The 25,126-nt window shown below is 38.7% G+C and carries 20 protein-coding genes and 1 pseudogene; 18 read left to right on the top strand and 3 right to left on the bottom strand.

Going from position 1 to position 25,126, the window contains the following annotated elements; translation table 11 throughout:
- Positions 1-68 precede the first annotated feature (68 nt).
- From ftsA to ileS, 9 genes and pseudogenes are all read left to right on the top strand, one after another.
- Positions 69-1,451, top strand: coding sequence for a cell division protein FtsA (gene ftsA / locus QRD39_RS04635; RefSeq protein WP_002887627.1), 1,383 nt, complete (start codon positions 69-71; stop codon positions 1,449-1,451).
- 28 nt (positions 1,452-1,479) lie between these two features.
- Entirely contained in the window at positions 1,480-2,802 is a 1,323-nt protein-coding gene (ftsZ, locus tag QRD39_RS04630) for a cell division protein FtsZ (protein ID WP_285955811.1), read from the top strand.
- Between the two features lie 2 nt (positions 2,803-2,804).
- Positions 2,805-3,488, top strand: coding sequence for a YggS family pyridoxal phosphate-dependent enzyme (locus QRD39_RS04625; RefSeq protein ID WP_285955810.1), 684 nt, complete (start codon positions 2,805-2,807; stop codon positions 3,486-3,488).
- Positions 3,489-3,492: 4 nt separating this feature from the next.
- Complete coding sequence (locus QRD39_RS04620) at positions 3,493-4,074, top strand: cell division protein SepF (protein WP_008534283.1); 582 nt, start codon at positions 3,493-3,495, stop codon at positions 4,072-4,074.
- A gap of 3 nt (positions 4,075-4,077) precedes the next feature.
- Complete coding sequence (locus QRD39_RS04615; RefSeq protein ID WP_008534285.1) at positions 4,078-4,335, top strand: YggT family protein; 258 nt, start codon at positions 4,078-4,080, stop codon at positions 4,333-4,335.
- Positions 4,335-5,138, top strand: a complete 804-nt coding sequence (locus QRD39_RS04610; RefSeq protein ID WP_285955809.1) for a YlmH family RNA-binding protein — start codon at positions 4,335-4,337, stop codon at positions 5,136-5,138. The genes QRD39_RS04615 and QRD39_RS04610 overlap by 1 nt, the downstream gene beginning before the upstream one ends.
- Before the next feature lie 52 nt (positions 5,139-5,190).
- Positions 5,191-5,355, top strand: a pseudogene (locus QRD39_RS04605) (DivIVA domain-containing protein); the annotation flags it as partial.
- 27 nt (positions 5,356-5,382) lie between these two features.
- On the top strand, positions 5,383-6,258 hold the full coding sequence (locus QRD39_RS04600) for a DivIVA domain-containing protein (protein ID WP_021152032.1): 876 nt from the start codon (positions 5,383-5,385) through the stop codon (positions 6,256-6,258).
- A gap of 247 nt (positions 6,259-6,505) precedes the next feature.
- Complete coding sequence (ileS, locus tag QRD39_RS04595) at positions 6,506-9,304, top strand: isoleucine--tRNA ligase (RefSeq protein ID WP_285955807.1); 2,799 nt, start codon at positions 6,506-6,508, stop codon at positions 9,302-9,304.
- Between the two features lie 90 nt (positions 9,305-9,394).
- Here ileS and nrdF read toward each other — a convergent pair whose 3' ends face one another.
- From nrdF to nrdH, 3 genes are all read right to left on the bottom strand, one after another.
- A complete protein-coding gene (gene nrdF, locus QRD39_RS04590) occupies positions 9,395-10,354 on the bottom strand; it encodes a class 1b ribonucleoside-diphosphate reductase subunit beta (protein WP_002887602.1) in 960 nt (319 codons plus the stop codon).
- A 146-nt stretch (positions 10,355-10,500) separates the two neighbouring features.
- Complete coding sequence (nrdE, locus tag QRD39_RS04585) at positions 10,501-12,660, bottom strand: class 1b ribonucleoside-diphosphate reductase subunit alpha (RefSeq protein WP_285955806.1); 2,160 nt, start codon at positions 12,658-12,660, stop codon at positions 10,501-10,503.
- 91 nt (positions 12,661-12,751) lie between these two features.
- A complete protein-coding gene (gene nrdH, locus QRD39_RS04580) occupies positions 12,752-12,976 on the bottom strand; it encodes a glutaredoxin-like protein NrdH (RefSeq protein WP_008534294.1) in 225 nt (74 codons plus the stop codon).
- A gap of 321 nt (positions 12,977-13,297) precedes the next feature.
- Between nrdH and acnA the strand changes: the two genes are divergently transcribed.
- From acnA to QRD39_RS04535, 9 genes are all read left to right on the top strand, one after another.
- A complete protein-coding gene (gene acnA / locus QRD39_RS04575; RefSeq protein ID WP_285955805.1) occupies positions 13,298-15,961 on the top strand; it encodes an aconitate hydratase AcnA in 2,664 nt (887 codons plus the stop codon).
- Between the two features lies 1 nt (position 15,962).
- On the top strand, positions 15,963-17,087 hold the full coding sequence (locus QRD39_RS04570) for a citrate synthase (RefSeq protein WP_008534297.1): 1,125 nt from the start codon (positions 15,963-15,965) through the stop codon (positions 17,085-17,087).
- Positions 17,088-17,100: 13 nt separating this feature from the next.
- Positions 17,101-18,276, top strand: coding sequence for an NADP-dependent isocitrate dehydrogenase (gene icd, locus QRD39_RS04565; RefSeq protein WP_285955804.1), 1,176 nt, complete (start codon positions 17,101-17,103; stop codon positions 18,274-18,276).
- A gap of 259 nt (positions 18,277-18,535) precedes the next feature.
- Complete coding sequence (locus QRD39_RS04560; protein ID WP_002884015.1) at positions 18,536-18,799, top strand: phosphocarrier protein HPr; 264 nt, start codon at positions 18,536-18,538, stop codon at positions 18,797-18,799.
- Positions 18,800-18,803: 4 nt separating this feature from the next.
- Complete coding sequence (ptsP, locus tag QRD39_RS04555; protein WP_143568150.1) at positions 18,804-20,537, top strand: phosphoenolpyruvate--protein phosphotransferase; 1,734 nt, start codon at positions 18,804-18,806, stop codon at positions 20,535-20,537.
- Between the two features lie 212 nt (positions 20,538-20,749).
- Positions 20,750-22,183 carry an NADP-dependent glyceraldehyde-3-phosphate dehydrogenase gene (locus tag QRD39_RS04550; RefSeq protein ID WP_002888882.1) on the top strand — a complete coding sequence of 478 codons (1,434 nt, stop codon included), beginning with the start codon at positions 20,750-20,752 and terminating at the stop codon, positions 22,181-22,183.
- Positions 22,184-22,298: 115 nt separating this feature from the next.
- Positions 22,299-23,126 (top strand): alpha/beta hydrolase, encoded by an 828-nt coding sequence (locus QRD39_RS04545; protein ID WP_285955803.1) that lies wholly within the window; start codon positions 22,299-22,301, stop codon positions 23,124-23,126.
- 50 nt (positions 23,127-23,176) lie between these two features.
- A complete protein-coding gene (locus QRD39_RS04540; protein WP_285955802.1) occupies positions 23,177-23,917 on the top strand; it encodes an esterase family protein in 741 nt (246 codons plus the stop codon).
- A 40-nt stretch (positions 23,918-23,957) separates the two neighbouring features.
- Entirely contained in the window at positions 23,958-25,121 is a 1,164-nt protein-coding gene (locus tag QRD39_RS04535; protein ID WP_285955801.1) for an ATP-grasp domain-containing protein, read from the top strand.
- Positions 25,122-25,126: the final 5 nt, after the last annotated feature.

The following is a 25,126-nucleotide window of genomic DNA, read 5'->3' as shown; positions in this document are numbered from 1 at the left end:
TATCCGAATAATTCTGTTTTTATACAGTTTACAAAGATATTGAATGGAAAGATTGAGAGGTCGAGTGAATGGCTAGAGATGGCTTTTTTACAGGATTAGATATAGGAACTAGCTCGATTAAGGTTCTTGTTGCTGAATTTATTGATGGATCAATGAATGTCATCGGAGTAAGTAATGTTAAGAGTTCTGGTGTGAAAGATGGTATCATTGTTGACATTGACGCTGCAGCGAAATCCATCAAAACAGCTATTGAACAAGCAGAAGAAAAAGCTGGTATTGTTATTGAGCAAGTTAATGTTGGGCTTCCAGCTAATCTTCTTCAAATTGAGCCTACCCAAGGGATGATTCCTGTAACAAGTGAATCAAAAGAAATCAAAGATGAAGATGTTGAAAGTGTTGTTCGCTCAGCCTTGACTAAGAGCATTACACCTGAGCGTGAGGTTATTTCGCTAGTTCCTGAAGAGTTTATCGTTGATGGCTTCCAAGGAATTCGTGATCCTCGTGGAATGATGGGAATTCGTCTTGAAATGAGGGGTCTCATTTATACAGGACCAACAACAATCCTTCACAATCTTCGTAAGACGGTTGAACGTGCAGGTATTAAGGTTGAGAATATTATTATCTCACCTCTTGCGATGACACGTGCGGTCTTAAATGAAGGTGAACGTGAGTTTGGTGCTACAGTCATTGATTTGGGTGGCGGTCAAACTACCGTTGCAAGTATGCGTGCGCAAGAACTTCAGTTTACCAATATTTATTCTGAAGGTGGCGAATACATCACAAAGGATATTTCAAAGGTTTTGAAGACTTCTATGCAGATTGCAGAAGCGCTTAAGTTTAATTTTGGTAATGCTGATATTGACGAAGCAAGTGAATCTGAAACTGTTCAAGTTGAAGTTGTAGGTGAAAATTCACCTGTTGAAATCACTGAAAAATACCTTGCTGAAATTATCTCAGCTCGTGTGAAACATATCTTGGACAGAGTGAAACAAGATTTGACTCGTGGTCGTCTACTTGATTTACCTGGTGGTATCGTCCTTGTAGGTGGTACAGCTATTATGCCTGGTGTAGTTGAAGTTGCTCAAGAGCTTTTTGAGACAAATGTCAAACTTTACGTACCAAATCAAGTAGGCATTCGTAATCCGATGTTTGCAAATGTGATTAGTCTTGTTGAGTATGTTGGCCTTCTTACAGAAGTTGATATTATTGCTCAACGAGCAGTATCTGGTGAAGAGTATCTCCGTCGTAAACCTATCGACAATGAGGCTCCCGCATTGAGTTTTGACAGAACTCCAGCACCATCACCAGCGCCACGAGTGGCTCCACAACCTAATCCTATTCCAGTTGAGAATACAATCGAAGTGCCTTTGCCAGTTGAAGAAGGAAATCATGAACCAAAACAAAAACTTGGAGATCGTGTTCGTGGTATCTTTGGTAGTATGTTCGATTAATTTAATCTAGAAAAAGCGAGGAAATAAAATGAGTTTTTCATTTGATAGCGCATCTGTTCAAGGTGCTGTCATTAAAGTTATCGGTGTCGGTGGAGGTGGCGGAAACGCCATCAACCGAATGATTGAAGAAGGTCTTTCTGGTGTTGAATTTATCGCAGCTAATACTGATATTCAAGCGCTCAGCTCTTCAAAAGCAGAAACAGTTATCCAATTGGGCCCTAAATTGACCCGTGGACTTGGTGCCGGAGGTCAACCTGAAGTTGGTCGTAAGGCGGCTGAAGAAAGTGAAGAAACACTTACAGAAGCACTTACAGGATCTGACATGGTATTTATCACTGCCGGTATGGGTGGAGGTTCTGGTACAGGAGCAGCTCCAGTAATTGCACGTATTGCCAAAAGCTTAGGTGCGTTGACAGTTGCAGTTGTAACACGTCCGTTCGGATTTGAAGGTAACAAACGTGGTGCTTATGCGGTTGAAGGTATTCAAGAGTTGCGTGAGCAAGTTGATACACTTCTTATTATCTCAAACAACAATCTTCTTGAAATTGTTGATAAGAAAACTCCACTTCTTGAAGCCCTTAGCGAAGCAGATAATGTTCTCCGCCAAGGTGTCCAAGGTATTACGGATCTTATCACTAATCCAGGCTTGATTAACCTCGACTTTGCTGATGTGAAAACAGTTATGGCAAACAAAGGTAATGCGCTTATGGGTATTGGTATTGGTTCTGGTGAGGAACGTATTGTTGAAGCTGCACGCAAAGCAATCTTCTCGCCACTTCTTGAAACTACTATTGATGGTGCAGAAGACGTAATTGTTAACGTAACTGGTGGTCTTGATATGACTCTTACAGAGGCTGAAGAAGCTTCTGAAATTGTTGGCCAAGCAGCTGGTAACGGTGTTAACATTTGGTTGGGTACATCGATTGATGATACATTGAAAGATGAGATTCGTGTAACTGTTGTTGCCACAGGAGTTCGTCAAGATCGTGCTGATAAAGTAGCGGGAGTGAAAGCTCAACCTCGCAAAGTGACATCAGTACCGTCACAACCAGCAGCACCTGTTCAGCAAGCGATTCAAGAAGAACAACGTCCAGTTTCTCAACCTTCATTTGAACGTCAACCAAATTTTGACTATAATGAAACACCTTCAATGCCTCAAACAGGGGTTCATCCTGCAGCGGCAGCATCTCAACAAGAGCAGTCTGCTTTTGGAAATTGGGACTTAAGACGTGATAATATCTCACGTCCTGAAACTGGCCAATTAGATAGTCAGTTGACTATGTCTACATTTTCAAGTGAAGTTGAGGATGATGATGAGTTGGAAACACCACCATTCTTTAAAAATCGTTAATAATGACTATAGAAGAAAATAAAAATAATGTTTATCAAGCGGTAAAGGCAGCTTGTGAGAAGGCTAATCGCTCTAGTGATGAAGTCAATATTATTGCCGTAACCAAATATGTCTCTAGTGATATTGCTGAAGAATTGGTTAAAACAGGAATTAAACACATTGCTGAAAATCGCGTGGATAAATTCTTAGATAAGTATCAAGCTTTAAACAATTATGATTTGACCTGGCACCTTATCGGTACCTTACAGCGTCGAAAAGTAAAGGATGTTATTAATTTAGTTGATTATTTTCACGCCTTGGATTCTGTAAAATTAGCAGAGGAAATTCAAAAGCGTGCCAATCATACGATTAAATGTTTCCTTCAAGTTAACGTTTCAGGTGAGGAATCGAAACATGGTTTTTCGCCTGAAGAACTTGATACAGTTCTAGACCAAATTAAAAATCTTGATAACATTTGTATTGTTGGACTAATGACAATGGCACCAATTGATGCAGATGATCAAGAACTTGATGTGATTTTCTCACAGACAAATGAACTTAGAAAATCAATTCAAGAGAAAAAAATAAAGAATGTTCCTTGTGATCAATTAAGCATGGGGATGAGTCGAGATTTTGATGAGGCAATTCAAAATGGATCAACCTTTGTCAGAATCGGCAGTGCATTTTTTAAAGAGAACGGAGATTAACCTTATGGCATTAAAAGACACAATTGATAAAATTGTTTCATATTTTGATACCGACGAAGTAACCGATTATGAAGATGCTGCAAAAGAAGAAGAGAAAAAACGTCCTGTAAAAGTGCAGAGACCAGTGCAGACACAACCTCGTCAGCAACGTCAACCTGAGCGTTCACAGGCAACAGTTCCTCCTCGTCGTCAACATGTTAACGCAGACTTGCAGGAAACACAAGTTCTTCGTAGTTTACCTTTGAGTCGTTCACAAGCAAATCAGGGACCACATCAAATGAGTACAACAAAAACAACAATTGCAATTAAATATCCTAAGAAATATGAAGATGCTCAGGAAATTGTAGAACTTTTGATCGAAAATGAATGTGTTTTGATTGATTTTCAGTATATGTTAGAGGCACAAGCTCGTCGTTGTCTTGATTTCATTGATGGTGCAAGTAAAGTACTTACCGGGAATCTTCAAAAAGTTGGCTCTTCAATGTACTTGCTTACACCAATCAATGTCGTTGTTGATATTGAAGAGATTGGTTTGGCACACGGTAATCAAGAAGCTAACTTTGACTTTGACATGAAGAGACGTTAAGCAATGTCTATATTACTATATGTTATTTGGGCACGTGTCGTTAATGTTGCAGAGATACTTCTTGTTGTCTACGCTTTGTTATCTTGGTTTCCAGGAGCCTATGACACTAGCCTTGGAAGAATCATTAGACAAATTGTTAATCCGATTCTTGCGCCATTTCGTCGTCTGAATCTGGTCTTTGCTGGTGTTGACTTTTCAATCATCGTAATCGTTCTTTTGTTGAATTTTTCTCTCACTATTCTTAGGAATATTCTATTCTGATGTCAGAAAATAAAAATATTGAACAGCATTATTCGTTAGATGAACGTCCTTTTTTAGAAAAGGTCAGGGGATTTTGCCAATTGGTTGAAGATAGGTATAGTCCTTATTTGACTGATTTCTTAAATCCCCGTGAGATTCAAATTGTTGAAGATTTAGCAAATTACTATCAATTAAAATTCTTTGTAAGTTCAAATCTTGAGACGGAGGAGTACAGAAGAGTTATTATAGCTCCGGATTATTATGAACTCTCTGATGATGACTTTGAGATTAAGCGGTTAGAGGTTTCTTATGCAAGACAGTTTAACACCTTGACTCATCCAAAAGTTTTGGGGGCTTTGATTAATCAACTTGGACTTGAACGTCAAGTATTTGGTGACATTATTATCAATGACGATGGACGTATTCAATTTTCGATAGCATCTCACCTAGCAAACTATGCTATAATGACTATCAAAAAGATTGGTAATGTTTCCGTTACACTTAAGGATGTTAGTGAAGGGAATTGGATTACAAATCAAGAAAACTACTCACATTCTTTTGTTTTACTTTCTAGCATGCGTCTTGACAATGTGTTAGCAACCGTGTTAAATTTATCACGCTCTAGGGCCTTGAAGCTGATTTCATCTGGTAAAGTCAAATTAAATTATAGACAAGTTGAGAAGGCTGACCAGTTGATTACTATTGGTGATATGATTTCGGTTCGGGGTTTCGGTCGATTTCGATTGGCCGAACAAGAAGGATTTTCAAAATCTGGTAAAGCTAAAGTCACTATTAATAGCATGTTGAGACGAAGAAAAAAGTAGGTATTTAGTTTAAAATCATTAGAGATGGTAATGTAAATAGAGGAGATCTGTAATGGCAATTACAGTACTTGAGATTATCGAAAAACAGTTTACAACTAAATTTCGTGGCTATAATCAAGAAGAAGTAGATGAATTTATTGATATTATCGTAGATGGTTATGAAGAATTAGTTCATGAAAATCGTGAACTTGCTGCTCGTGTAAAAGAGCTTGAAGAAATGGTAAAAAAATAAAGGAGGCCTGTAATGGCAATCACAGCACTTGATATTAAAGATAAACAGTTTACAACTAAATTTCGTGGATACAATGAACAAGAAGTAGATGAATTTCTTGATATTATCGTTGATGATTATGAAGATTTAGTTCGTGATAATCGTGAGCTTGCTTCTCGTGTAAAAGAGCTTGAAGAAAAATTGGCTTATTTTGATGAAATGAAAGAATCACTAAGCCAATCAGTTATCTTGGCTCAAGAAACAGCTGAAAAAGTTAAAGCTTCAGCAGCTGACGAATCAGCTAACTTGATTAATAAAGCTAACTTCAATGCAACGCATTTGGTTGAAGAAGCTAAATCTAAAGCATCTGAAATTCTTCGTGATGCTACTGATGAAGCGAAACGTGTTGCTATTGAGACAGAAGAGCTTAAACGTCAAAGTCGTGTTTTCCATCAACGTCTTTTGGCTGCAGTTGAAGGTCAACTTAGCTTAGCAAGTGCTCCAGAGTGGGGTGAATTGTTGCAACCAACAGCTATTTATCTTCAAAACTCAGATGCTGCCTTTAAAGAAGTTGTTGAAAAAGTTTTGGACGAACATGTCCCAGATTCAAATGATGCAGCTTCATTTGATGCAACGCGTCAATTTACTCCTGATGAAATGGCTGAACTTCAACGTCGTGTTGCTGAAAGTAACAAGAAAGTCGAAGATTTCTCTAATCAAGAATTTGAAGAAACTAATGAAACTGTTTCGACCCCAGTTGATTTCGGTAACTCAGATTCTTTCGATAGCGAAGCAGCAGACTTTCCAACTTCTGCACCAGTAGATGAAGATTTTGATTTTCAACCTGAAACAACAGGTGAAGTAAACCTTAACGAAACACAAACTTTTAAATTGAATATTGGCGAATAAGAAAAATAAAACTTACCAAGTATATTTTCAGCGAGTGGGAGATGGTGTGAGTCCCACATTCCCTATTTGGCCGGTTATCATTTTCTTTGGTTCTGACTGAATAAAGTAAGTTAGAAGGATGGTCCTCCTTACGGACATATGAGGGAGCGAATTTATATTTGCTCTAAACAAAGGTGGTACCACGAGCTTTCGTCCTTTTTGATGAAGGCTCTTTTTATTTTGTAAATTATATTGAAGAGGAGATAGAATGAAACTTAAAGAAACCCTAAATCTTGGTAAGACAGCTTTTCCTATGCGTGCTGGACTTCCTAATAAAGAACCTCTCTGGCAAAAAGAGTGGGAAGATGCTAATATGTATCAACGTCGTCAAGAATTGAACCAAGGAAAACCGCACTTCACCCTTCATGATGGCCCTCCGTATGCCAATGGTAATATTCACGTTGGACATGCCATGAATAAAATTTCCAAGGATATTATCGTTCGTTCTAAATCAATGTCTGGTTTCTATGCACCTTATATTCCTGGATGGGATACTCATGGGCTTCCAATCGAACAGGTTTTGGCTAAAAAAGGTGTGAAACGTAAAGAAATCGAACGCTCTGAATACCTTAAAATGTGTCGTGACTATGCGCTTTCACAAGTTGACAAGCAACGTAAAGATTTCAAACGACTTGGTGTCTCAGCTGATTGGGATAACCCATATGTAACTTTGACACCTGACTATGAAGCTGCACAAATTCGTGTCTTCGGTGAGATGGCTAAAAAAGGTTACATCTACCAAGGTGCGAAACCAGTTTACTGGTCATGGTCATCAGAATCAGCGCTTGCTGAAGCAGAAATCGAATACCATGATTTAGTTTCTACATCTCTTTACTATGCTAATAAAGTTAAGGATGGTAAAGGCGTATTGGATACCGATACCTATATCGTTGTATGGACAACTACACCATTCACTATTACAGCGTCTCGAGGCTTGACAATGGGAGCTGATTTTGATTATGTAGTTGTTAAGCCTGCTGGATCTGACCGTAAATATGTTGTGGCTTCTGAGCTATTGCCAAGTCTTTCTGAAAAATTTGGTTGGGAAGATGTTGAAGTACTTGCAACTTACCAAGGAAAAGAATTGGATCAAATTGTAACCGAACACCCATGGGACTCAGAAGTTGATGAATTGGTTATCCTTGGTGATCATGTTACACTGGATTCTGGTACTGGTATCGTCCATACAGCGCCCGGTTTTGGTGAAGATGACTATAACGTCGGTGTTGCCAATGGCTTAGAAGTTGCTGTAACGGTCAATGAACGTGGTATCATGATGGAAAATGCAGGTCCTGATTTTGCAGGTCAGTTCTATGATAAAGTTGTACCAACAGTCATTGATAAACTTGGTGATCTCCTTCTTGCCAAAGAAGAAATCTCTCACTCATACCCATTTGACTGGCGTACCAAAAAACCAATTATCTGGCGTGCAGTCCCTCAATGGTTTGCATCTGTATCTAAATTCCGTCAAGAAATTTTGGATGAAATTGAAAAAGTTAAATTCCATTCAGAATGGGGTAAAGTTCGTCTTTACAACATGATTCGTGACCGTGGAGACTGGGTCATCTCTCGTCAACGTGCTTGGGGTGTTCCACTCCCAATCTTCTATGCTGAAGATAAGACACCAATCATGACTGAGGAAACGATTGAACATGTGGCTAAACTTTTTGAAGAGCATGGATCTGTTATTTGGTGGGAACGTGATGCTAAAGATCTTCTTCCAGAAGGTTTCACACATCCTGGTTCACCAAACGGTGAGTTCACTAAAGAAAATGATATTATGGATGTGTGGTTTGACTCAGGTTCATCATGGAATGGTGTTGTCGTTAATCGACCTGAATTGACTTATCCAGCTGACCTTTATCTTGAAGGTTCTGACCAATACCGTGGTTGGTTTAACTCATCACTTATCACATCAGTTGCCAATCATGGTGTCGCACCATATAAACAACTCTTGTCTCAAGGTTTTGCCCTCGATGGTAAGGGTGAAAAGATGTCTAAATCACTTGGAAATACGATTGCTCCTAGTGATGTTGAAAAGCAATTTGGTGCAGAAATTCTCCGTCTTTGGGTAACAAGTGTTGATACGACCAATGATGTCCGTATCTCAATGGATATCCTTAGCCAAGTATCTGAATCTTACCGTAAAATCCGTAACACGCTCCGTTTCTTGATTGCTAATACATCAGACTTCAATCCAACAACTGATGCTGTGGCCTTTGAAGAATTGCGATCTGTGGATCAGTACATGACTATCCGATTCAACCAATTGGTTAAGATCATTCGTGACGCTTATGCAAACTTTGAGTTCTTGACTATCTACAAAGCTTTGGTTAACTTTATTAATGTAGAGTTGTCAGCTTTCTATCTTGATTTTGCTAAAGACGTGGTTTACATTGAGAGTGCAGATTCTCTTGAACGTCGTCAAATGCAAACAGTCTTCTACGATATTCTTGTTAAGATCACAAAACTCTTGACTCCAATTCTTCCTCACACTGCTGAAGAAATCTGGTCATATCTTGAATTTGAAACTGAAGAGTTTGTTCAATTGTCAGAGTTGCCAGAAGCAGAAGCTTTCGAAAATCAAGAAGCAATCCTTGAAAAATGGAAAGCATTCATGGATTTCCGTGGTCAAGCTCAAAAAGCTTTGGAAGAAGCTCGTAATGAGAAGATTATCGGTAAATCACTAGAAGCTCATTTGACTATTTATCCAGATGCTGAAGTTAAAGAACTTCTTGAAGGTTTGAATACAAATCTTGCTCAACTTTTGATTGTTTCAGCATTGACTATTGCTGAAGGAGATGCTCCTGAATCAGCTGTGAGCTTTGAAAATGTTGCCTTCACTGTAGAACGTGCTTCAGGTGAAGTTTGTGATCGTTGTCGTCGTATTGATCCAACTACCAAGGAACGTAGCTATAATGCAACAATCTGTGATCACTGTGCTAGCATTGTTGAAGAAAACTTTGCTGAAGGTGTAGCAGAAGGCTTTGAAGTTAAAGCAAAATAAGCTAAAAAGAGTTCAGATTGAACTCTTTTTCTATTTGTTTTTCGAATATAGTATTGAAGACAAGAAAAAACTAGCTCAGCTAGTTTTTTCTTATAGTCCGTAGTTATAATCATCGTCTTGCATGGCTTCCACAGTACCTAGAAGGTAACCATTACCAACTTGAGAGAAGAAGTCGTGGTTGGAAGTTCCTGTAGAAATACCATTCATAACGATTGGGTTAACATCGTTTGCACTATCTGGGAAAAGTGGATCTTGTCCCAAGTTCATGAGGGCCTTGTTGGCGTTGTAACGAAGGAAAGTCATGACTTCTTCAGTCCACCCAACACCATCATAGAGAGACTTAGTATAGAGCTCTTCATTTTCATACAATTCATAGAGAAGGTCATACATCCATTCACGGAAGCTTTCTTGCTCCTCTTCAGGTAATTCATTAAAGCCAAGTTGAAATTTATAGCCAATATAGGTTCCGTGAACAGATTCGTCGCGGATAATCAATTTAATGATTTCAGCGACATTGGCAAGCTTATTATTACCTAGATAATATAGAGGTGTGAAGAAGCCTGAGTAGAAAAGGAAGGTTTCAAGAAAAGTTGATGCAACCTTTTTCTGAAGTGGTGTTCCATTCTCATAGATGTCGTTTATGATTTTTGCTTTGGTCTGCAAGTATTCGTTACTATTGGTCCACTCGAAAATATCTTCAATTTCAGATTTAGTGTTCAAAGTTGAGAAAATAGAAGAGTAGGATTTTGCGTGAACAGATTCCATGAACTGAATGTTGTTCAAAACAGCTTCTTCATGGGGTGTACGAACATCGGCACGAATAGCTTCAACACCTGTTTGTGATTGCATAGTATCTAGTAAGGTCAAGCCACCGAAGACTTTTCCGACCAAATCTTTTTCTTCAGCTGAAAGTTTACGCCAATCATCAAGGTCATTTGAAAGTGGAATACGTGTATCTAACCAGAATTGTTCAGTCAATTTTTCCCAGGTAGATTTATCAATCGCATCTTCGATTTCATTCCAGTTAATGGCTTTATAGTAAGTTTCCATTAGAAACCTCTTTCTTTATTGATATCGTTTCTATTTTATCATAATTCAAAATCATGACATAGCTTTTTGAGTTTATCTATTAAAAAAGTCGGCGAACCGACCTTTTTAATACCCTTTATGAATAAGAACAGTGATATTTTAGAGTGTTAAATAACACAACTTTCACACTGGTTAGAGCCAACTTCCTCCCCGTCGTCTGTATAAGTACGAATGTAGTAAATTGACTTGATTCCTTTGTTAAAGGCATAGTTACGAAGGATAGAAAGGTCACGAGTTGTTTGTTTATTTTCTGTTTTCCATTCGTAAATTTCTTTTGGTAGTTCACTACGCAAGAAAAGTGTTAATGACAAACCTTGATCCACATGTTCAGTAGCAGCAGCATATACATCAATCACTTTACGCATATCCATGTCGTAAGCTGAAGTGTAGAAAGGAATAGTGTCTGTTGAGAGTCCGTTAGCTGGATAGTAGATTTTACCAATTTTCTTCTCTTGACGTTCTTCAATACGTTGTGTGATTGGGTGGATAGAAGCAGAACAGTCGTTAATATAAGAAATTGATCCATTTGGTGCAACTGCCAAGCGGTTTTGATGATAGAGACCATCTTTCTTAACTAACTCACGAAGCTCTTCCCAATCTTTTGCTTGCGGAATGAAGTGGCCATCGAACAGTTCTTTAACACGGTCAGATTTAGGAACATACTGTCCCGTAACGTATTTATCAAAGTAAGAACCATCGGCATATTTAGATTTTTCAAAACCAACAAAGGTTTCTTGACGTTCACGGGCAATATTGTTAGATTCAACCAAAGTCCAGTAGTTCATAAGCATGAAGTAGATATTAGTGAATTCAACAGATTCAGGGCTACCGTATTCAATGTGGTTTTTAGCAAGGTAAGAATGGAGCCCCATGGCACCTAAACCAAAGGTATGAGCTTGTTGGTTACCATTTTTTATAGATGGTACAGCTTCGATGCTAGAGCTATCTGTAACAAAAGTAAGTGCTCTCGTCATAGCCTTGATAGAACGTCCAAAGTCAGGCGATGTCATCATGTTAAGGATGTTAGTAGATCCAAGGTTACATGAAATGTCTGTACCGAGTTTCACAAATTCTTGTGCATCGTTCAGTTCACTTGGTGTTTGAACTTGGAGAATCTCAGAACAAAGGTTGGACATGACAATTTTACCATCAATTGGATTATGTCTGTTAGCTGTATCAACATTGACGATATATGGGTAACCAGATTCTTGTTGGAGTTTAGAAATTTCAGTTTCTAACTCACGCGCATTAATCTTAGTTTTTGTGATATTGGGATTGGCAACCAATTCATCGTACATAGCTGTGATGTCGATGTAGTTAAATGGTTTCCCGTATTCTTTTTCGACAGAGTAAGGGCTGAAGAGATACATTTCTTCATTCTTACGTGCCAATTCGTAAAACTTATCAGGTACGGTAACACCTAGTGATAAAGTTTTGACACGAACTTTTTCATCGGCATTTTCTTTTTTAGTAGAAAGAAAAGCTAAGATATCTGGATGGAAGACGCTAAGATAAACAACTCCAGCACCTTGACGTTGACCAAGTTGGTTTGAGTAAGAAAAACTATCTTCAAAGAGTTTCATTACTGGCACGACACCAGAAGCTGCACCAGCATACCCCTTAATAGGAGCACCAGCTTCACGTAGGTTAGAGAGACTAATACCTACCCCACCACCAATACGTGACAACTGTAGGGCTGAGTTAATAGAACGTCCGATAGAATTCATGTCATCAGTTACTTGAATAAGGAAACATGAAACAAGTTCTCCACGACGGCTACGCCCAGCATTCAAGAAGGAAGGAGTAGCAGGTTGATAACGTTGGTGAATCATCTCATTAGCAAGATCACTGGCTAGATGTTCATCGCCATCAGCAAAGTAGAGGGCATTAAAAAGAACACGGTCCTCAATACTTTCAAGATAAGACTGGCCATCATTAGTTTTTAAAGCGTATTGTTGATAGAACTTGTAAGCCGACATAAATGATTGAAAACGAAAATTTTGAGAGTAAATTTCCGCAGACAATTTCTCAATGAAGGCAGGTTCGTATTTCCCAATGAATTCAGACTCGATATAGTCATTTTCAATCAAGTAATTAATTTTTTCTGTGATGCTGTTGAATGCCATTGAATTTGGCTTAACATTTTCAAGGAAAAAGGCATGAAGGGCTTCTTTATCCTTGTGCAAAGGTATTTGACCGTTAATTGGACGGTTGATTTCATTATTGAGGCGGAAATAAGAAACATCGCCAAGATTTTTTAAAGACATAATACTGATACCAAACTTAGTTTAATGGTTTATTAAGATTTATTCCTTAAACTAAGCAAACAAGTTCCTTTCTATAATGAAAACTTGAGAGTTAGAGAATTTCTTTAAGTTTTGCAGGTTGAAATCCTGAAAAGACGATATCACCGGATTCAATAACTGGAGCAGCTGTGAAACCAAGGCTTTTTACATAATCAATTTTCTCTGGATGCTCATCAATGTTGATTTCTTCGAAATCAGCATTCTCCTTTTCTAAGAATTTTTTTGTCATTTTGCATTGCATGCAGTTGTTTTTTGAAAACAATGTAATCTTTGCCATTGCAAATACTCCTTTTAATAATGAATTTAAGTGACTAAAGGTCACTTTTGGAACTCTAATAGAATACCCAAAATATAGGGAAAAATCAAGAGGTTGAACCGACAAAAATACAATATTTTGTGTTTAGTATTCAAACACAACCCCATATATTGTGTTTTTAAGCCTTTTTAAAGTTTTTTGACACCAGTCAATATTTATTGGAAAAAGGAGTCAACTAACTAATTATGTGAGCTTTTATGACATGAAAATGCCAATTTCATTTGTATTTTAGAAAAAATAGGTATAAAATGAAAAAAACTTTTAACTAATGGAGGTTCTAGTATGCAAGAATATTGCTCAAATCTGACTGTAAAAGATCAAGACTTTACGTTTTATGATATTGAAAAAGTTGCGACAAAGCAGGGTGTTACGGTAGAAAACCTACCCTATACGATTAGAATATTACTTGAAAGTCTTTTAAGAAAAAAGGACGGTGTTGATGTTACAGAATCTCACATTAGTAGTATCTTGAAATTTCCGAATATTTCGATAAATTCGGAAGTTCCTTTTAAACCAAGTCGTGTTATTCTTCAAGACTTTACCGGAGTTCCTGTTGTTGTTGATTTGGCATCCATGCGTGATGCAATTGTAGCGAATGGAGGAAAGGCAGAACTTATTAATCCAGAGATTCCTGTGGACTTGGTGATTGACCACTCTGTTCAGGTAGATTCTTATGGTTGTAGCACGTCTCTTGAAGATAACATTAATTTGGAGTTTAAGCGTAACAATGAGCGTTACGAATTTCTTAAGTGGGCTGAACAATCCTTTGAAAATTATCGTGCCGTTCCACCTGCAACAGGTATCATCCACCAAGTTAATATTGAATTTTTAAGTGACGTTATTATTGAAAAAGATGGGCTTTTGTATCCAGATTCTATGTTTGGTACAGATAGTCACACAACTATGATCAATGGTATCGGTGTTCTTGGTTGGGGTGTCGGAGGAATTGAAGCCGAAGCAGCAATGCTTGGTGAAGCATCTTATTTCCCAATCCCAGAGGTTATAGGTGTTCGTTTGACAGGAGAACTGCCTAAAATTGCGACGGCAACCGATTTGGCCCTCAAGATTACTCAGGTGCTTCGTTCTGAAAATGTTGTTGGTAAATTCGTTGAGTACTTTGGTCCTGGTTTGAAGAGTTTATCTCTAGCTGACCGTGCTACAGTGGCTAATATGGCACCGGAATATGGTGCGACCTGTGGTTATTTCCCAATTGATGAGGAAACCTTAAACTACATGCGTTTGACCAACCGTGATGAGCAACATATCAAGGTGACAGAAGCCTACGCTAAAACTAACCATCTTTTCTATGATCCTAGCAAAGAAGCTACCTATACCAAGGTTGTTGAAATTGATTTGTCATCCATTAAACCTTCGATTTCAGGTCCAAAACGCCCACAAGACTTGATTCTCTTATCCGATGCTAAACAAGAATTCCAGGATGCTGTAGTTCGAGAAGCAGGTGTCCGTGGTTTTGGTCTTGATCGTGAGGAATTAGAAAAGACGGCTCAAGTTGATTTTGAGGAACATTTAGAGACGATTCAGACTGGTCATGTGGCAATAGCAGCGATTACGTCATGTACCAACACTTCAAATCCTTACGTTCTTATGGCTGCGGGTCTTTTAGCTAAAAAGGCTGTTGAAAAGGGGCTCAAAGTCTCTCCAACAGTCAAGACCTCTTTGGCGCCAGGATCTAAAGTGGTTACAGGTTATCTCAAAGCTTCAGGCTTGCAAACATATTTGGATAAACTTGGCTTTAATTTAGTTGGTTATGGTTGTACGACATGTATTGGTAACTCAGGAGATCTACGACCAGAAGTGGCTAAAGTTATTTCTGACAATGACTTGTTGGCAAGTGCTGTTTTATCAGGAAACCGTAACTTTGAAGGACGTATCAATCCTCTGGTTAAAGCGAATTTTTTAGCTAGCCCACCTTTGGTTGTTGCTTATGCCTTGGCTGGTAACACCAATATTGATTTGACTACTGAAGCTCTTGGGGTTGATGAAAATGGCAAAGCTGTCTATCTAGAAGATATCATGCCATCTCGTGATGAAATTGAGTCATATGTTGATAAATTCGTGACTCGTCAACTCTTCCAAGATGAATATGCCAATGTCTTTTCAGACAGTGCGAAGTGGAATGCTATTCCAACTGAGCAAGGTCAAAATTATAAATGGAATCTAGAATCAACCTATATCCAAAACCCACCTTATTTTGATTGCTTGGGAGACGACTTGTCCATTAAACCACTGACTGATTTGAAAGTTTTAGCGAAATTTGGAGATACAGTAACAACTGACCATATTTCTCCAGCTGGTAATATTGCCCGAAATAGTCCTGCAGCGAATTATCTCTCTGAACACGGAGTGGATTATCAGGACTTTAATTCCTATGGTAGTCGTCGTGGAAACCATGAAGTGATGATGAGAGGAACTTTTGCTAATATTCGTATCAAAAATGAGTTGGCAGAGGGTAAAATTGGTGGATATACTAAATATGATGGTGAAATCATTCCTATTTATGATGCGGCTATGAAATACAAGGAAGCTAATCAAGACACGCTTGTGATTGCTGGTAAAGACTATGGAATGGGTTCAAGCCGTGACTGGGCAGCCAAAGGCGCAAATCTCCTTGGTGTAAAAGTAGTGCTTGCTGAGAGCTTTGAACGTATCCACCGTTCGAACCTAGTAATGATGGGCATTTTACCAGTTCAATTTATGGAAGGAGAATCAGCTGAGTCTCTTGGTTTGACAGGACAGGAGACATTTAGCTTTGATCTTTCGGAAAATCCTGGTGTCCACGATGTTATCACCGTAACAGCTAGAACGTCTTCTGAAACAAAAACATTTAAGGTATTAGTCCGTTTTGATGCAGACGCTGATATTCGCTACTATAAGAATGGTGGTATTCTACCAATGGTTGTTCGAAAAAAATTGAAGGGAGCATAATATGACAACAGTTGAAACAAATGGTCTGAAGGATATGATTGCTTGTAATACACGTATTTCGTCTATTATTGATGATCATTTATCCTACGCAGGCTATGATATTTCAGAATTTATGGATAATAAAGCTTCTTTTGAGGAAATCATATATCTCTTGTGGAATGGGCATCTACCAACGCAAATGGAACTTAAATATTTTGAAGCGGAATTGCGTAAGAATTATGATATTTCAGATGCGGTTGAGCAATGTATTCTCATACAATCAAGGCCTCATTTGCATCCCATGAGTGTTCTGCGTTCTACAGTCTCATTATTAGGGGTATATAATGTCCATGCTGAGGAGCGCTCCCTGGAAGCCATCTATCAACAAAGTATTGAATTGATGGCTAAGTTGCCAACAATTATTACAACATTCGCTCGTTTAAGGACGGGTCAGATGCCTGTGAAACCACGTGAAGATTTAGGCTTTGCGGCAAATTTTCTTTACATGCTGAATGGGGTTGAACCATCTACTATTGAAGTTGAAGCTATGAATAAGGCTTTAATTCTTCATGCAGATCATGAGTTGAACGCCTCAACCTTTGCAGCGCGTGTTTGTGCTTCAACCCTTACAGATATTTATTCTTGTGTTACGACAGCTATTGGAGCGTTAAAAGGCCCTCTCCATGGTGGTGCTAATGAGCGCGTCTTTGATATGCTAAATGAAGTCCATGAATCTGGTGATGTTAGTGCCTATCTGCAAGAAAAACTGGACTCTAAAGAAAAAATCATGGGATTTGGACATCGTGTTTATAAAAAACAGGATCCTCGAGAAATATTCTTGAGAGATATGGCTAAGAAGTTGACTGAGAATACGGAAAATCAAGAGTTCTTTAATATGTCGCAAGAGATTGAGGAATTCATGAAAATTAAGAAAGGTTTGATTCCCAATGTCGATTTTTATTCAGCGACGGTTTACCATTCTTTGGGTATCGATAGTGATATCTTCACGCTCATCTTTGCAATGAGTCGTGTCGCAGGATGGATTGCACATATTCAGGAGCAACAAAAAAATAATAAATTGATTCGTCCACGTTCTCAATATATTGGACAAGAAAACTTAACTTATATTCCTTTAGAAAAACGTTAGTGAGGAAAAATCTATGGCAGAAAAAATCAAAATGGGAAATGGTCACCTAGAGGTTACTGATAATCCTATTATTCCTTATATTGAAGGAGATGGTGTTGGTCGTGATATTTGGAAAAATGCTCAAGCCATCTTCAATAAGGCTGTAGAGGTAGCCTATGATGGTAAGCGTCAGATTGAGTGGCAAGAGCTTCTAGCAGGAAAAAAGGCTTTTGACAAAACAGGAGAATGGTTACCTCAAGCTACTTTAGAAGCTATTCGAGACAGTTTGGCAGCTATTAAAGGTCCTCTTGAAACGCCAGTTGGTGGTGGAATCCGTTCTTTAAATGTTGCTCTACGTCAGGAACTTGACCTCTATGCCTGCGTTCGTCCAGTTCGTTACTTTAAAGGAGTGGTAAGCCCTCTTAAAGAACCAGAAAAAACGGATATTACTATTTTTCGTGAAAATACCGAAGATATCTATGCAGGTATTGAATGGGAAGCAGGAACGGAAGAGGTAAAGAAAGTCATTGCTTTTCTGCAGAAAGAAATGGGTGTGACTAAAATTCGTTTCCCAGAGTCAAGTAGTATCGGTATTAAACCAATTTCAATTGAAGGAAGTAAACGATTAATTCGTTCAGCAATTGACTATGCACTCAAGAATAATCTCAAAAAAGTAACCCTAGTCCATAAAGGCAATATTCAAAAATTTACTGAGGGCGGTTTCCGTAAATGGGGTTACGAGGTGGCACAGGAAGAGTATAAAGAGGACCTACTTGCTGGCCGTTTAGAGATTAACGATATCATCGCAGATAACTTCCTACAACAGATTCTTCTAAATCCAGGAAAATTTGATGTGGTTGCCTTGACCAACTTGAATGGTGATTATGCCAGTGATGCCTTGGCCGCACAGGTTGGTGGTATCGGAATTTCCCCTGGAGCCAACATTAACTATCAAACTGGCCATGCTATTTTTGAAGCGACACATGGAACGGCTCCTGATATTGCAGATCAAGACAAGGCAAATCCATGTTCGGTACTATTATCTGGGTGCATGCTCTTAGATTATATCGGTTGGTCAGAAGCTGCTCAATTAATCACTGCTGCTATTGAAAAAACATTTCAAGAGGGTATCTTTACAGCTGACCTTGCATTTGAAAAAACAGCTTTTTCAACAAGTGATTTTAGTCAAAACATCTTAAATCGTATCTAAACGCTAACTTAGCCTTTATGAAAACACCCTATGAAAATATAATGAAAAAACTTTCGGATTTATCTTTATTTCTGTAACAAATAGTTAAAAGAGAGAATAAAATCTTGAAAGGACATGACTAAATGAGAAGAAACCCTTAGGAAATTTTTCATAAAGTATGTTTTAACCTTGATAATATGAATTAGCTATGTTATAATTCTAAATTGTAAGGGTTATCATCGATAACTCAAATATTCCAAATTAAGAAGGAGAATCCATTATGGCTTCTAAAGATTTCCACATTGTAGCAGAAACAGGTATCCACGCACGTCCAGCTACTTTGCTTGTTCAAACAGCAAGCAAATTTGCTTCAGATATCACTCTTGATTACAAAGGTAAAGCAGTTAACCTTAAATCTATCATGGGTGTTATGAGCCTTGGTGTTGGTCAAGGTGCTGACGTAACTATCTCTGCAGAAGGTGCTGATGCTGACGACGCAATCGCAGCAATCGCTGAAACAATGACAAAAGAAGGATTGGCATAAGAATATGACAGAAATGCTTAAAGGAATCGCAGCATCTGACGGTGTTGCAGTTGCTAAGGCATATCTGCTTGTTCAACCGGATTTGTCATTTGAAACTAATACAGTTGAAGATACAAGTGCAGAAGAGGCTCGTCTAGATGCTGCTCTAGCGGCGTCACAGGACGAGCTTTCTGTTATCCGTGAAAAAGCAGTTGAAAGCCTTGGTGAAGAAGCGGCAGCCGTATTTGATGCTCACTTGATGGTTCTCGCTGACCCAGAAATGACTGGTCAAATCAAAGAAACTATCCGTGCTAAACAAGTTAATGCTGAAGCTGCTTTGACTGAAGTAACTGACATGTTCATTGCAATTTTTGAAGGTATGGAAGACAATCCATACATGCAAGAACGTGCAGCGGATATTCGTGACGTTACAAAACGTGTGCTTGCTAACTTGCTTGGTAAGAAATTGCCAAACCCAGCAACAATTAACGAAGAATCAATCGTTGTTGCTCATGATTTGACACCATCAGACACTGCTCAACTTAACAAACAATTTGTTAAAGCTTTTGTCACTAACATTGGTGGACGTACAAGTCACTCAGCTATCATGGCTCGTACACTTGAAATCGCAGCTGTTCTTGGTACAAACAATATTACTGAACTTGTAAAAGATGGAGACATTTTGGCAGTTTCAGGTATTACTGGTGAAGTTGTGATTAACCCAACTGAAGAGCAAATTGCTGAGTTTAAAGCAGCCGGTGAAGCTTATGCTAAACAAAAAGCTGAATGGGCTCTCCTTAAAGATGCTCAAACAGTAACAGCTGATGGTAAACACTTCGAGTTGGCTGCAAACATTGGTACACCTAAAGACGTTGAAGGTGTTAACGATAATGGTGCAGAAGCTGTTGGTCTTTATCGTACAGAGTTCTTGTACATGGACTCTCAAGACTTTCCAACTGAAGATGACCAATATGAGGCATACAAAGCGGTTCTTGAAGGTATGAATGGTAAACCTGTTGTCGTTCGTACAATGGATATCGGTGGGGATAAAGAACTTCCTTACTTCGATCTTCCTAAAGAAATGAACCCATTCTTAGGTTACCGTGCTTTGCGTATCTCAATTTCTGAAACTGGTAATCAAATGTTCCGTACTCAATTGCGTGCTTTGCTTCGTGCATCTGTTCACGGTAAATTGCGTATCATGTTCCCTATGGTTGCTTTGTTGAAAGAGTTCCGTACTGCTAAAGGTATTCTCGAAGAAGAAAAAGCTAAATTGATTGCTGAAGGTGTTGCTGTTGCAGACAACATCGAAGTAGGTATCATGATTGAAATCCCAGCTGCAGCTATGCTTGCTGATCAATTTGCTAAAGAAGTTGATTTCTTCTCAATTGGTACAAATGACCTTATCCAATACACAATGGCTGCTGACCGTATGAATGAACAAGTTTCATACCTTTACCAACCATATAACCCATCAATTCTTCGTTTGATTAACAATGTTATCAAAGCTGCGCATGCTGAAGGTAAATGGGCTGGTATGTGTGGTGAAATGGCTGGTGACCAAACAGCCGTTCCTCTTCTTGTCGGAATGGGCTTGGATGAGTTCTCTATGTCAGCTACATCTGTTCTTCGTACACGTAGCTTGATGAAGAAACTTGACACAGCTAAAATGGAAGAATACGCTAACCGCGCACTTACTGAATGTTCAACAATGGAAGAAGTTCTTGAACTTTCAAAAGAATACGTTAACGTAGACTAATAAGAAAAAAAGTGGAAGCTTGTGCTTTCGCTTTTTTTGCATAGACAAAATAATTGACTCAATGTCTTTTTAGGAGTAGAATACGTCTAACCTAGGTTAAGAACTTTAATTATTTTTTGTCAAAATTTTCTGAATAATCCTTGTTTTAATCTTGGAATATTTGGAAAAAAATGATAGAATAGGTTTTATAATAGATAAAAGGAGTTACTATCTTGGCTAAACAATACAAAAACTATGTCAATGGTGAGTGGAAAACATCTGAAAATTCAATTACTATCTACGCACCTGCAAACGGTGAGGAACTTGGATCAGTTCCAGCTATGAGCCAAGCTGAAGTAGACGAAGTCTACGCAGCAGCTAAAGCAGCACTCCCAGCATGGCGTGCGCTTTCATACGCTGAACGTGCAGCTTACCTTCATAAAGCAGCTGATATCTTGGAACGTGATGCTGATAAGATCGGACGAGTTCTTTCTAAAGAAATTTCTAAAGGTTTGAAATCTGCAATTGGTGAAGTTGTTCGTACTGCTGAAATTATCCACTATGCAGCTGAAGAAGGTTTGCGTTTGGAAGGTGAAGTACTTGAAGGTGGTGCCTTTGATGCTGGTAGCAAGAAAAAAATCGCTGTTGTTCGTCGTGAACCAGTAGGTCTTGTCCTTGCTATTTCACCATTCAACTATCCAGTAAACTTGGCTGGTTCTAAAATTGCTCCTGCCTTGATTGCTGGTGACGTTGTTGCCTTCAAACCACCAACACAAGGTTCTATCTCAGGTCTTCTTTTGGTTGAAGCATTTGTTGAAGCTGGTATCCCTGCTGGTGTCTTGAACTCAATCACAGGTCGTGGTTCTGTTATCGGTGACTACATCGTTGAACACAAAGCAGTTGACTTTATCAACTTTACAGGTTCAACTCCAGTTGGTGAAAATATCGGTCGTTTGGCAGCAATGCGTCCAATCATGCTTGAGCTTGGTGGTAAAGACTCAGCTATCGTTCTTGAAGATGCTGACCTTGACTTGACTGCTAAAAACATCGTGGCAGGTGCCTTTGACTACTCAGGCCAACGTTGTACAGCTATCAAACGTGTTCTTGTAATGGATAGCGTTGCTGATGCATTGGTAGAAAAAGTAACTGCTTTGGTTGCTAATATCACTGTTGGTATGCCTGAAGAAAGTGCAAGTGTTACACCACTTATCGATACTAAATCAGCTGACTTTGTACAAGGTTTGATTGATGATGCTGTTGAAAAAGGTGCTACTGCTAAAACTGAATTGAAACGAGAAGGAAACCTTATCTATCCAACAGTCTTTGACCATGTAACAACAGATATGCGTGTTGCTTGGGAAGAACCATTTGGTCCTGTATTGCCATTCATCCGTGTATCTTCAGTTGAAGAAGCAATCAAGATTTCTAACCAATCTGAATATGGACTTCAAGGTGCTGTCTTTACACAAGATTACCCACGTGCATTTGCTATTGCTGAACAACTTGAAGTTGGTACAGTTCACATCAATAATAAAACACAACGTGGTACAGATAACTTCCCATTCCTTGGTGTTAAAGGATCTGGTGCCGGTACTCAAGGTGTGAAATACTCTATTGAAGCTATGACTCGTGTGAAATCAACAGTATTTGATATTGCAAAATACTAAATGTTAAGCTAGTCAATAATTGTAAAAAGTCAAGAGAGCCTTAGTAATAAGGCTCTTTTTCTGTAAAAATATGGTATAATAGAGTCAAATTTTGAATAGAGTGAGTTTTCTGATAATGAATAAATCTTATTTTTACTTGGTGATGAAAACGCATGAGTTGGAAGTACCATATACTGCTAAACTTCGACGAGTGCGTGTTCTTCTCCCCAAAAATTATGAAACAGATACAGATCGTTCTTACCCTGTTGTGTATTTCCATGATGGTCAGAATGTTCTTTATAGTAAGGAAGCATTTTCAGGTTATTCTTGGAAAATTATTCCGACTCTCAAGCGTAATCCGGATATTTCTCGTATGATTGTAGTGGCTATTGATAATGATGGTCCAAATCGTATGAATGAGTATTCTGCATGGAAGTATCAAGAGTCTAATATTCCTGGTGTTCAGTTTGGAGGAAAGGGAGTTGAGTATGCAGAGTTTGTCATGGATGTGGTGAAGCCTTTCATTGATAAAGAGTACCGTACTCTTTCAGACCGCCAGCACACTGCCATGATTGGTTCTTCACTTGGTGGTAACATCACTCAGTTTATGGGCCTTGATTATAAGGACCAGATTGGGTGTCTAGGAGTATTTTCTTCAGCTAACTGGTTGCATCAAGATGCTTTTGACCGTTATATGGATCGTCAAAAATTAGATTCTGATCAGCGTGTTTATATTTATGTAGGGACAGAGGAGGCTGACGATACGGACAAGACCCTGATGGCTGGTAATATTAAGCAGGCTTATATTGATTCGTCACTGAGTTATTATCATGATTTGATTGCCCGTGGTGTTGATTTGGAGAATATCAAAGTTCACATTCAATCCGGTGCTGAACATAATGAAGAGGCATGGGCTGAGAATTTACCAGACTGTTTACGCTTTTTCGCTGAGAAGTGGGACTAGTCTTTAATGTCATAACTATTTAATAGCAATTTAGGAAAAGGATTTAAACTATGAATATCGAACATCTTAGCCACTGGAGTGGTCAATTGAACCGTGAAATGTATCTTAATCGTTATGGGCACGCAGGTATTCCTGTGGTAGTTTTTGCTTCATCAGGTGGAAGTCACAATGAATACTATGATTTTGGTATGATTAATGCTTGTGAACGCTTCATTGAAGAAGGGCGTGTGCAATTCTTTACACTTTCAAGTGTAGACAGTGAGAGCTGGCTTTGCGATTGGAAAAATCCACACGATCGTGCAGAAATGCATCGTGCTTATGAACGTTATGTGATTCAAGAAGCCATTCCATTCATCAAACACAAGACTGGTTGGTTTGATCCTATGATGACAACTGGTTGTTCAATGGGTGCTTACCATGCGCTTAATTTCTTCTTGCAACACCCTGACGTTTTCAATAAAGTAGTAGCCCTTAGCGGTGTTTATGATGCACGTTTCTTTGTTGGTGAATACGGAGGAGATGAGGCTATTTACCAAAACTCACCATCAGATTATATTTGGAACCAAAATGATGGTTGGTTTATTGATCATTACCGTCAATCTGAAATTGTTGTGTGTACAGGTCTTGGTGCCTGGGAACAAGATGGTCTTCCTTCTTATTACAAACTTAAGGAAGCTTTTGAACAAAAGAATATTCCAGCTTGGTTCTCTGAGTGGGGGTACGATGTAGCCCACGATTGGGAATGGTGGCGTAAACAGATGCCATACTTCCTTGACAACATGAACCTATAATTTTCTTATCTACTGAGTAACTAAAAAAGAGGAATCAGAAATGAATTATATTGTTATTTCACCTTACTATCCACAAAACTTCCAACAGTTTACTGTTGAACTTGCTAATAAGGGAATCACTGTTCTCGGTATTGGTCAAGAGCCTTATGAACAATTGGATCAGCCTTTGAAAGATGCGTTGACTGAATACTTCCGAGTGGATAATTTGGAAAATTTGGATGAAGTGAAACGTGCAGTTGCCTTTCTCTTCTATAAACATGGACCAATCGATCGTATTGAGTCACATAATGAATACTGGTTGGAATTGGACGCAGCCCTTCGTGAACAGTTTAATGTATTTGGTGCTAAGCCGGAGGACCTCAAGAAGACAAAATACAAATCTGAGATGAAAAAGCTTTTCCAAAAAGCTGGTGTCCCAGTTGTACCAGGTGATGTGGTTAAGACAGATGCGGATGTGGATAAGGCTGTAGCCGAAATCGGACTTCCAATGATTGCTAAACCAGACAACGGTGTCGGTGCAGCTGCAACATTCAAACTTGAAACTGAGGACGATATCAATCATTTCAAGGCTGAGTGGGATCATGAAACAGTTTATTTCTTTGAAAAATTTGTGACTTCAAGTGAAATCTGTACTTTTGATGGTTTGTTGGATAGTAATGGCAATATTGTCTTCTCAACAACTTTTGATTATGCCCATACGCCACTTGATTTGATGCTTTACAAGATGGATAATTCTTACTACGTTCTTAAGGATATGGATCCTAAGTTACGTCAGTATGGTGAAGCTATTATCAAAGAATTTGGTATGAAGGAACGTTTCTTCCATATTGAATTCTTCCGTGAAGGTGATGATTATATTGCAATTGAGTATAATAATCGCCCTGCCGGTGGTTTCACTATTGATGTTTATAACTATGCTCATTCTATTGATTTGTACAAGGGTTATGCGGATGTCGTTGTTGGGGAGCCTTTCCCAGCATCTCACTTTGAACCACTTTACTGTTTGGCAACATCACGTCGTGCAAATTCTCACTACGCTTATTCAGAAGAAGAACTCTTCAATAAATACCATGATCAACTTAAGGTTAAGAAAATCATGCCTGCCGCCTTTGCAGAGTTGCAAGGTGATTACCTCTACATGTTGACAACACCTAGTCGTGAAGAAATGGAACAAATGATTGAAGACTTTGGTAAAAAAGCTTAATCTGT

Source organism: Streptococcus raffinosi, from assembly GCF_030284685.1.
Taxonomy (GTDB): domain Bacteria; phylum Bacillota; class Bacilli; order Lactobacillales; family Streptococcaceae; genus Streptococcus; species Streptococcus raffinosi.
Note: the sequence above shows the minus strand (reverse complement) of the source record. Positions and strands in the feature narration are given on the sequence as shown.